The organism is Kitasatospora sp. NPDC001683 (assembly GCF_053596495.1).
In genome coordinates, this window is sequence record NZ_JBSFGK010000172.1 from 1 (window position 1) to 8,979 (window position 8,979).

The 8,979-nt window shown below is 72.7% G+C and carries 9 protein-coding genes and 1 pseudogene; 8 read left to right on the forward strand and 2 right to left on the reverse strand.

The window, feature by feature from the left end; genetic code table 11:
* Positions 1-52: 52 nt before the first annotated feature.
* The 3 genes from ACWCYO_RS39410 to ACWCYO_RS39420 all read left to right on the forward strand — a co-directional run bounded on the left by ACWCYO_RS39410 (position 53) and on the right by ACWCYO_RS39420 (position 3,128).
* On the forward strand, positions 53-877 hold the full coding sequence (locus ACWCYO_RS39410) for an HAD family hydrolase (protein ID WP_449786904.1): 825 nt from the start codon (positions 53-55) through the stop codon (positions 875-877).
* 189 nt (positions 878-1,066) lie between these two features.
* A complete protein-coding gene (locus ACWCYO_RS39415) occupies positions 1,067-1,798 on the forward strand; it encodes a FadR/GntR family transcriptional regulator (RefSeq protein ID WP_270145446.1) in 732 nt (243 codons plus the stop codon).
* A gap of 91 nt (positions 1,799-1,889) precedes the next feature.
* Positions 1,890-3,128, forward strand: a complete 1,239-nt coding sequence (locus ACWCYO_RS39420) for a CynX/NimT family MFS transporter (protein WP_449786898.1) — start codon at positions 1,890-1,892, stop codon at positions 3,126-3,128.
* 172 nt (positions 3,129-3,300) lie between these two features.
* Here the strand turns inward: ACWCYO_RS39420 and ACWCYO_RS39425 are convergent.
* A pseudogene (locus ACWCYO_RS39425) lies at positions 3,301-3,513 on the reverse strand (ATP-binding cassette domain-containing protein); the annotation flags it as partial.
* Positions 3,514-3,712: 199 nt separating this feature from the next.
* Here ACWCYO_RS39425 and ACWCYO_RS39430 point away from each other — a divergent pair.
* From ACWCYO_RS39430 to ACWCYO_RS39445, 4 genes are read left to right on the forward strand one after another with little or no spacing between them, the layout of a single operon-like run.
* On the forward strand, positions 3,713-4,147 hold the full coding sequence (locus ACWCYO_RS39430) for a hypothetical protein (RefSeq protein WP_449786899.1): 435 nt from the start codon (positions 3,713-3,715) through the stop codon (positions 4,145-4,147).
* A 13-nt stretch (positions 4,148-4,160) separates the two neighbouring features.
* Positions 4,161-6,449, forward strand: a complete 2,289-nt coding sequence (locus tag ACWCYO_RS39435) for a hypothetical protein (RefSeq protein WP_449786900.1) — start codon at positions 4,161-4,163, stop codon at positions 6,447-6,449.
* 3 nt (positions 6,450-6,452) lie between these two features.
* Positions 6,453-7,001 carry a hypothetical protein gene (locus ACWCYO_RS39440; protein ID WP_449786901.1) on the forward strand — a complete coding sequence of 183 codons (549 nt, stop codon included), beginning with the start codon at positions 6,453-6,455 and terminating at the stop codon, positions 6,999-7,001.
* The gene (locus tag ACWCYO_RS39445; protein WP_449786902.1) at positions 6,998-7,516 is read left to right on the forward strand and encodes a hypothetical protein; all 519 of its coding nucleotides are present in this window, start codon (positions 6,998-7,000) and stop codon (positions 7,514-7,516) included. The genes ACWCYO_RS39440 and ACWCYO_RS39445 overlap by 4 nt, the downstream gene beginning before the upstream one ends.
* 31 nt (positions 7,517-7,547) lie before the next feature.
* Here ACWCYO_RS39445 and ACWCYO_RS39450 read toward each other — a convergent pair whose 3' ends face one another.
* Complete coding sequence (locus ACWCYO_RS39450; RefSeq protein ID WP_270145458.1) at positions 7,548-8,132, reverse strand: hypothetical protein; 585 nt, start codon at positions 8,130-8,132, stop codon at positions 7,548-7,550.
* A gap of 156 nt (positions 8,133-8,288) precedes the next feature.
* Here ACWCYO_RS39450 and ACWCYO_RS39455 point away from each other — a divergent pair, with 156 nt between their 5' ends.
* Entirely contained in the window at positions 8,289-8,867 is a 579-nt protein-coding gene (locus ACWCYO_RS39455) for a hypothetical protein (protein ID WP_449786903.1), read from the forward strand.
* Positions 8,868-8,979: the final 112 nt, after the last annotated feature.

An 8,979-nucleotide genomic window follows, 5' to 3' on the forward strand; every position in this document is an offset into this window, starting at 1 on the left:
GCAGCTGGACCGTCAGCGGGCGGCCGTGGCGAGCGCCGGGCGCGAGCGCGGGCTGACCCCGACCCGGGCCGGGCTGCGCCGCTCGGTGCTGGTCGCCACCGACCTCGACGGCACGCTGCTGACCAGCGCGGAGACCGTCTCCGAGCGCACCCGCGCCGCCCTGGCCACGGCCACCGGCGCGGGCGCGCTGCACATCGTGGTGACCGGCCGCTCGGCCGTCTGGGCCCGCCCGGTCTTCGACGCGATCGGCTACACCGGGATAGCGGTCTGCGGCCAGGGCGCCCAGGTCTACGACGCCGGCGCGCACAAGCTGCTCACCTCGCTCACCCTGGACCGCCGGCTCGCCGCGCTCGCGATCGAGAAGATCGAGGCCGAGACCGGCCCGCTGGCCATCGCCTCCAACCAGGACGGCCTGGACGGCCAGGTGCTGGCCGGGCCCGGCTACGAACTGCTGATCGGCTCCGAGCTCCCGGTCGTCCGGGTCGAGCGCGGCGAACTGTTCGCCTCCCCGCTCGCCAAGCTCTACATCCAGCACCCCGGCCTGACCGACGACGCCCTCGCCGAGGCCGCCCGGCATGCCGTCGGCGACCTGGTCGGCGTGGTGATGGCCGGGGCCGGCGTGGTCGAACTGCTGCCGCTGGGCCTGTCCAAGGCCACCGGCCTGGCCGTCGCCGCCCGCCGGCTGGGAGTGCGCGCCGCCGACACCATCGCCTTCGGCGACATGCCCAACGACGTCCCGATGTTCGGCTGGGCGGCGTACAGCGTCGCCATGGCCAACGCCCACGAGGAACTGCTCGCCGTCGCCGACGAGATCACCGCGAGCAACGACGAGGACGGCGTGGCCGTCGTCCTGGAACGGCTGTTCCCGGGGCGGTAGAACCGGCGGTCGGCCTGTCAGTGCCCTATTCCGTCTCACAGGGTTCCCCGTGCCCCTCCGGGGCGCGGGGTTCTCCGTCATGGGGAGAACCAGGTGCACCGGCGCCGGCGGGAGGAGTTGTAGGATGACCGGGCAAGTGGTTGTAGGATGACCCATGACCGATGAGTGGTGTGCGAAGGGAGGCCCGGCATGAGCGGCGACGGCAACGGCCTGCAGGCGGCCGGGCGGCGATCCCTGGTGGACACCACGATCGACCAGCTGCGCGAGCAGCTGGCCGGCGGCGCCTGGCCGGTGGGGTCGCAGATCCCCACCGAGCACGAGTTGGCCGAGCGGCTGCAGGTCGGCCGGAACACCGTGCGGGAGGCGATCCGGGTGCTGGTGCACGCCGGAATGCTGGTCTCCCGGCAGGGCGAGGGCACCTTCGTACGGTCCACCAGCGACCCGGCGGCGGTGCTGCGCGGCGTCCAGCGCTCGGGCATCCGGGACGTCCTGGAGGTCCGCGCCGCGCTGGAGACCGAGGGCGCCCGACTGGCCGCGCTGCGGCACACCCCCGAGGACATCCGGCGGATGCGGGCCGCGCTGGCCCGGGAGGCCGAGGTCTTCGCGACCCACCCCGAGCGGGCGAGCCGCGAGGCCACCGTCGAGCACGACCTGGAGTTCCACACCGCCGTCGTCGAGGCCGCGCACAACCCGGCGCTGGCCGAGGTGTACCGCTACTTCGGCGCCTCCGTGCGCGAGGCGATGACCTCGGCGTTCGGCGACCACGAGATGCCCGAGGCGGTCGTGGCCACCCACGAGGCGCTGGTCGACGCGATCGAGAGCGGTGACCCGGACCGCGCCGAGGCGGCGTGTCGCGCGCTGCTCGCCGAGCCCACCGCGGCCGTCGAGCAGCTGCTCGCGGCCATCGCGGCCCGGAAGTAGGACGGCGAGAGCCGCACTTCCGTCCGTCCCGCGGCCGACGTCCTCCTCCGTCGTCCGCGTCTCCCCTGATTCACGAAAGAACAGCACACCCATGGCCGTCACCCGTGCCCAGCAGCCGGTTGTCACCACTCCCGCCCCGCTCCCGGTCCGCACTCGGCTGGCCCACCCCGTCCTGCTGCTGACCGGCATCGTGCTGGTCGCGCTGAACATGCGCGCCTGCCTGGCCGCGATCTCCCCGATGGTCGGCGAGATCCAGCGGACCTTCGGCCTGTCGGCCACCGCGAGCGGACTGATCACCACCGTCCCGGTGCTGTTCCAGGGCGTCGGCGCCCCGCTCACCCCCCGACTGACCCGCCGGTTCGGCGCCGAGCGCGTCGTGCTGGGCGCGGTGCTGGTGCTGGGCGCGGGCGTGCTGCTGCGGGTGCTGCCCTCGGTGTTCGCGCTGTACGCGGGCTGCATGGTGATCGGCGTGGCCATCGCGGTGCTGAACGTGTCGATGCCGGGCCTGGTCAAGCGGGAGTTCCCGGACCGGGCGGCGACCATGACCGGCGTCTACTCGACCACCATGCTGGTCGGCGCGACCCTCGCCGCCGGCACGTCCGTCCCGCTGGAGCACGCACTCGGCGGCGGCTGGCGGGCCTCGCTCGGCGCCTGGTCGCTGCTCGCCCTGGTCGCGGCGGTGGCCTGGCTGCCGCAGGTGCTGCGCTCCCGGCAGGAGAAGGCCGCCGTCGCTGCGGCCGCCCAGCCCGGCAAGCCGATCGAGGACATCTGGAAGTCCCCGCTGGCCTGGCAGATCAGCCTGTTCATGGGCATCTCGTCGCTGCTGGTCTACACCCTGGTCGCCTGGATGCCGACCATCCTGGCCGACCACGGCATGGACCGCGGCCAGGCCGGCCTGGTCTTCGCCTTCTCCAACCTGGTGCAGGTGGCCGGTGCCTTCCTGGTGCCGCTGATGGCCGGCCGGATGACCAACCAGCGCGCGCTGGCGGTCACCATGGCCGCCCTGAACGGCCTCGGCATCGCGCTGCTGCTGGTCGCGCCGGTCTCCGGCGCCTGGGTGTCGGCGGCCATCCTCGGCGTGGCCCAGGGCGGTTCGCTGGGCCTGGGCCTGGCGTTCATCGTGCTGCGCACCGGCACCGCGGCCGGTGCCGCCCAGCTGGGCGGGATGTCCCAGGCGATCGGCTACCTGGTCGCCGCGGCCGGGCCGGTCGGCGCCGGTGCGCTGCACCAGCTCACCGGCGGCTGGGACGCCACCCTGGCGCTGATGCTGGTGCTGGTCGTGGTGGTCGGCGCGGCGGGCTTCGGCGCGGGGCGCGACCGGACGCTCTGACGGGCCCTGCTCCTCGGCCGCGAGGGTCAGCCCGGCGAGCCTCACCCTCACCGAGGCCAGGACGCTCGCCCCGACGGTGACCACCAGCAGCAGCGGGACGGCCGCCCCGAGCGAGACGTCGGCGCCGATCGCGGTGTCCCCGGCCACCGCCTCGGCGACCGCCCGGCCCCATGGCGATGTCCAGGCCGAGCACCTCGCCGCGGCCGGAGGTCGCCGGGGCGAGCCCCGGCAGGATCTCGATCAGGGTGGACTCGCCCGCCCCGTTGGCCCCGACCAGCCCGACGACCCCGGGCCGCACCTCGACGGTCAGCTGGTCGAGGGCGGTGACCCGGGGGAACCTCTCGGTGAGGCCCTCGGTCTCGATGACAGCAGTGGACACGCACATCAACGTAACGGCCTTGCGCGGCAAGGGCCATGAGCGGGAATGACGAGGCCTGCCAGTACCTCGGTATGACGTCGGGATCGACCTCCCCCAAGGGTCGGCAAATCCGGAGACGGCTTGTACTCTTGTCGCAATTTTTCGAGACGCACCATCAACGGGGTTGCCGGTACGGCTGCACCGGCACAGAGGGAGAGCGATCGACATGTCTGATCGGGCGACCGCGTTCGACCGGATGATGAATCCGTGGGCGTACGACGCGGACGGCAATCTGACCGCCCAGGCCCGGGCGCAGGAGGCGGCCCGCACCCAGATCAACTCGGCGAGCGCGCCCGCCGGGGGTGGGGGCGGCGGCTTCTCCGTCGACTCCAACGCGCTGGCCACCGCGGGCACCAACTCCGACCAGATCCACGCACGGCTGAACACCGACGGCCGCGGCGCCGACGACGCCACCGCCAAGGTCACCACCTCGCTCGCCAACTGGAGCACCGGCCAGGCCGCCAAGAACGCCGCCGGCACCTGGGACCAGTGCATCGCCGCCCTCGGCACGACGATCGGGCAGACCACCCAGGCGCTGCGCACCAGCGCCACCGCCTACCAGCAGCACGAGCAGCACGTGCGGCACGACATGGGCGCCTGAGGGGGATACGGACATGGTGGACTTCCACGAACTCAGCAACGCCGACTTCGGCTCCCTGGACGCCGCCGCGACCGCCTGGACCACCGTGGCGCAGAAGCTCAAGTCGATGGACGACGACTGGAACACCACGGTCGTGGGCCAGGTCGACTCCGAATGCTGGGTCGGCAACGCGGCCGACCAGGCGAGACCCGGACTCAAGCGCACCGCCGACCAGTTGAGCGCCGCCGTCACCGAGGCGAACGCCCTGGCCTCGATCTTCACCGACGCCGCGACCGAGTTCAAGGCCGCCAAGGCCAAGCTGGACAAGGCCGTCGCGGACGCCCAGGCCGCCAAACTGACCGTCACCGCTGACGGCACGGTGAACTGGCCACCGCCGGACACCGCCACCCGGCACGACCGGGACGCCCTCGACGAGTACCAGAAGGAGTGGGGCGGCAAGGCGGACGCCGCCCACCAGGCGATCGTCGCCGCCATCGCGGAGGCCACCGCCGCCGACGAGCGGATCGCCTACGCGCTGAACTCCGACAGCGGCACCGACAAGGACCACTCCTTCAACGCCAACGCCATCGGCGGCGGCCCCGAGGCGGACGGCAAGCGCGCCTCCCTGCTCGCGGCCAAGGGCGGGGACATCAGCGACACCGAACTCACCGAACTCAACTCGCTGCTGGCCTCGCACCAGAACGATCCGAAGTTCGCCACGACCTTCTACCAGGACCTCGGTCCGGACGGCCTGATCAAGTCCTGGAACAGCATGGTCGGCGACCCGGCGCACTACCGCGACCCCAACGACCCGCGCTGGAAGGCCTACCAGGACCTGCAGAGGAACCTCGGGCTCAACCTGGCCACCGCCACCCGGCAGAGCAACCAGCCGCACCTGTCCGACGACTGGGCCGCCGCCCTGCGCAAGGCCGGCGCCCAGCCGGTCTGGGACAAGCCGATGCGGCCGACCGGGTTCGACTACCAGCCGTACGGCTACCAGGTGCTCTCCGGCATCCTGATGACCGGCAACTACGACCCGCACTTCCTCGACCCGATCGCCCAGCACGTCACCCAGCTCGACACCAACCGGGACAAGTACTGGCCGGCCCCGCCGCAGGCCGTCGCCGACAGGGTGCACGGCTTCAACCTGCTCGGCGGCACCGACGGCGGCCTCGGCTTCCAACCGACCACCGCGGTGCTGACCGCCCTGGGCCACAGCCCGGCCGCGGCCAACCAGTTCTTCAGCGAGCAGCCGACCGCGTACAACGAGGACGGCACGGTCAACCCGAGCGGCAAGCCCAAGCCGGCGGACTACTTCACCTACTACACCCACGACAAGGAGTGGCTGCCGGACACCAACTCGATGCGCGACATGAACGCGCTCGACCAGAGCAAGCACGCCGGCCCGACCGCGCTCGGTCACGCCCTGGAGGCGGCCACCTCCGGCCACCCGTACGACCAGCCGGCCGACGTCCCGCCGAAGCCGCACACCCCCGAGCAGGCCGCCCTGGCGGAGCGGGTCCTGGACACCTTCGGCACCCACGGTGGCAACGGGACGCTGGACGACATCAAGGGCGACGGCAAGTTCGCCCCGCTGCGCGGCAGCCTCGGGCACATCGCCGCCGACTACATCGGGGACGTCCAGCGGGCCGCCTCGGGCGCGAACGACCTGCCCGTCAACGGCTCCGCGGCCAACCTCGACGGCTCGAAGATCCAGGGCCTGCTGGACGCGCTCGGGCGCGACCCGCAGTCGTACGGCTCGATCACCAACGCCAACCAGGCGTACACCAGCGCACTGATCCGCGGCGCGCTGGACAGCGGGCAGACCGACTTCTCCCGGCTGCAGGCGGACATCAACCACATCGCCCAGAACGGCAGCGTGGTGACCGGCACCCTCGCCGAGGCCCGGGTCGACGAGGTCCACACCCAGCACCACGCCTCCGACAAGGCGTACAACGACGCCGTGGCGGAGAACGTCGGCTTCGCCAAGGACGTGTTCAACCAGACCATCGGCAAGGTCACGGACAAGGTGCCGTTCGGCAGCGACCTCTCGGGCATGCTCGTCGACGACGTCACCAACAACATCATCGCGGCCAACTCGCGCGACACCACGGCGGACGGCGAACAGGACGCCCGCGTCTACGTCCAGCAGGCCAAGCAGAGCTCGATGGACGCGGTCTCCCAGGCGGTCCGGGACGCCTCCCTGCAGACCTCCGTCGACTACGCGGACGTGCAACGGCTGGCGGCGGGCGCCCAGGACGCCTCGAAGACCGGCTTCATCGACGGCCTCTCCACCAACATGGCCACCCAGGTGAGGGGTTAGCCGGTGAGGATGCTCGAAGGCCGGTGGCCGCTGCCCGCCGCACTCACGGTGCTGGTGGCGGCCGCCGGGACCGTCGGCTACCTGGACTGGCGGGGGCACCGCCCGGTGGAGGAGCCCGGCCGGGCCGCCCACCTCTGCGGGGTGCCCACCGGGAGCGGCTCCCCGCTCGGGCGGCTGCTGCCGCCCGGCGGGCAGGACGTGGAGGAGAAGCAGGACGGCCGCTCCGGCGATCCGGCCTCCTGCACCATCCGGGTGGACGGGCGCACCGCGCTCACCGTCCTGGCCACTCACCACGACGGACAGCCCGCCCTCCCGCCCGGGGTCGCCCAGCATCCGGACGCGCACGGCTTCGCGCAGCCCGGCCCGTCCGCGTCCTGGGCGGGCAGCGCCGTCATCGCCCGGACGTGTCCGCCCACCAAGGGCGACTACGGCTACGTCGTGCTGGAGGTCACGGCCGGAGCGGCGGCCCGCACGGGCGACAACAGCCGGAGCGACCTCGAGCAGATCGCCACCGCCGTGGTGCAGCAGAACACGAAGGACGCCTGCCAGTGACGAGGACCGGACCACTGACCGCGGGCGCGACGGCCCTGCTGCTGCTCGGCGGCGGCCTGCTCGGCTGGCACCTGTACCTCGACCACACCGAGTACCGGCCGCCGGCCGTCGCCCTGTCCCACGGGGAATGCCAGGGCACCCTGGACGACCCGGGGATCACCGCACTGCTGGGGAGCACTCCCCGGGTCTTCGTGGACACCGGGTTCCGCCCCGCGACGCCGGACCTCAAGCCCGGCCTGGTCTGCACCGTCCAAGGACAGGGCCAGCGGCTGCTCTTCGCCTCGGTGCTCAGCGCCGGGGACGCCAACGGCACCGAGGACGGGGAGGCGGCCTTCGGCTGCACCCTGAACGGCAAGGCCGAGCCCTACCGGGCCCGGCTCAGGGTGGACAGGAACTTCCCGCCCACCGCCATCCCCGACCAGGAGCACCGGGCCGAGCTGGTGACCGGCTTCGCCAAGCGCGCCGCCGAGAAGCTGGGGTGCGCCAACGGCGCCGAGTCGCTCACCGTGAAGTGAGCGGCCCTGCACCGTCATTGACGCTGCCGCATCAGCTGCTCGGGCGCTCCCACATCTCGGTGACCTTGCCGGAGGCGTCCAACGCGACCTCGTAGTCGCCGCTCGAGCAGGGGTAGAAGCCCTTCTGGTTGTCCGGGTTGGCGACGCACTCGTTGATGTGCTTCGCCAGGTCGGCCGCGTTTACGTCCTTCGGCGCGGCGACGACCGACCGGAGGTGGCCCTTGACGGTGGGCGCGAACTGCGCGGTCTTGTCGGGGCCCACGGCCTCGTGGCCGACGTCGTCGACGCCGCAGACGTCCTTGGTCTCCTTGTAGACCAGGGCCGTCGCGGTGGTGCCCTTCTGCACGTCGATCCACTTGTGCCCGGCGGGCAGCGGGCCGCTGGTGCAGAAGCCCTCCGGGGCGCCGTCGGTGGGCTTGCCGCTCGGCGCGGGCTTGGCGGTCCCGCCGCCGGCCGGGGCGGCGGTGGGCGACGCGGCACCGGCACCGGCCGGGGCGGTGGTCGCGGTGGTGGTGCCGGCGCCCTGGTCGGACGAGTCGTTCGGGCCGCAGGCCGCCAGGCCGAACGCGGCGGTGGCGACCAGAGCGGTGGCGAGCAGCCTCCTGGAAACGGACATGACGAAAGAACCCCCGTTTTAACGCCTGATCAGATGAAGGTGCGGCGGACAGATTAGCGCCTCACGCCCCCACCTCCCCGAACGAGCACCCGACCACTGGCGCTACTCTGTCGGCTTCACCACCAAGCTGACCAAGCGTTACACGGGGGATCCATCGTGATGCTCAACGCCAGGAGACTGCTCTCCACCGCCCTGCTCGCCACCACGGCGCTGGGCCTCGCCGCCTGCGGCCCGAACGACTCGGGCGACTCCAGCGGCACCGGCACCGCCACCGCGGCCGCCAGCACCGCACCCACCGTCGCCGCCACCGGCGGGACCGCCAAGCCCGCGCCCACCGGCAACGCCACCGCCGGCACCGACAACGGCCCCCAGGGCATCTGCACCCACGAGCCCCTGCCGGCCGGCCAGAAGTGGGTCATCCCCGCCAAGGGCACCTCGGCGACCGCCCTGGTCTACCAGGACACCAAGGACGAGTGCGGCGTCAACGACGTCCAGTTCACGCCGACCGGCGCCAACAAGACCGCACCGTTCGCCCCCACCGCCAAGGGCCACCTCAACTCGGTGGTGGTGGCACCCAAGGAGGTCGACGTGGCCGCCCTGGTCAAGCACATCAACGAGTGCATCGCCACGCCGCACGACAGCAAGGGCTCCTACCCCTGCCAGAACAACTACTTCCGCGTGACGCTCGACGCCTCCGGCAAGGTCGTCGACATGGTCGAGCGCGCCGAGTCCTGACCCCTCACCGAGCGGTGGGCGGCCCCCCGGGGGGGGGGCGACCCCCGCGCGGGGCCGGCCGGGGGAGCGGCGGGCCCCCCCCCCGGGCCACGCCCAGGCGCCCGCGCCCCGG

Bases quoted from the DNA above. Each gene is read 5' to 3' on its own strand.
- ACWCYO_RS39415 (WP_270145446.1), top strand. From the start codon at position 1,067: ATGAGCGGCGACGGCAACGGCCTGCAGGCGGCCGGGCGGCGATCCCTG.
- ACWCYO_RS39420 (WP_449786898.1), top strand. From the start codon at position 1,890: ATGGCCGTCACCCGTGCCCAGCAGCCGGTTGTCACCACTCCCGCCCCG.
- ACWCYO_RS39430 (WP_449786899.1), top strand. From the start codon at position 3,713: ATGTCTGATCGGGCGACCGCGTTCGACCGGATGATGAATCCGTGGGCG.
- ACWCYO_RS39435 (WP_449786900.1), top strand. From the start codon at position 4,161: ATGGTGGACTTCCACGAACTCAGCAACGCCGACTTCGGCTCCCTGGAC.
- ACWCYO_RS39450 (WP_270145458.1), bottom strand. From the start codon at position 8,132: ATGTCCGTTTCCAGGAGGCTGCTCGCCACCGCTCTGGTCGCCACCGCC.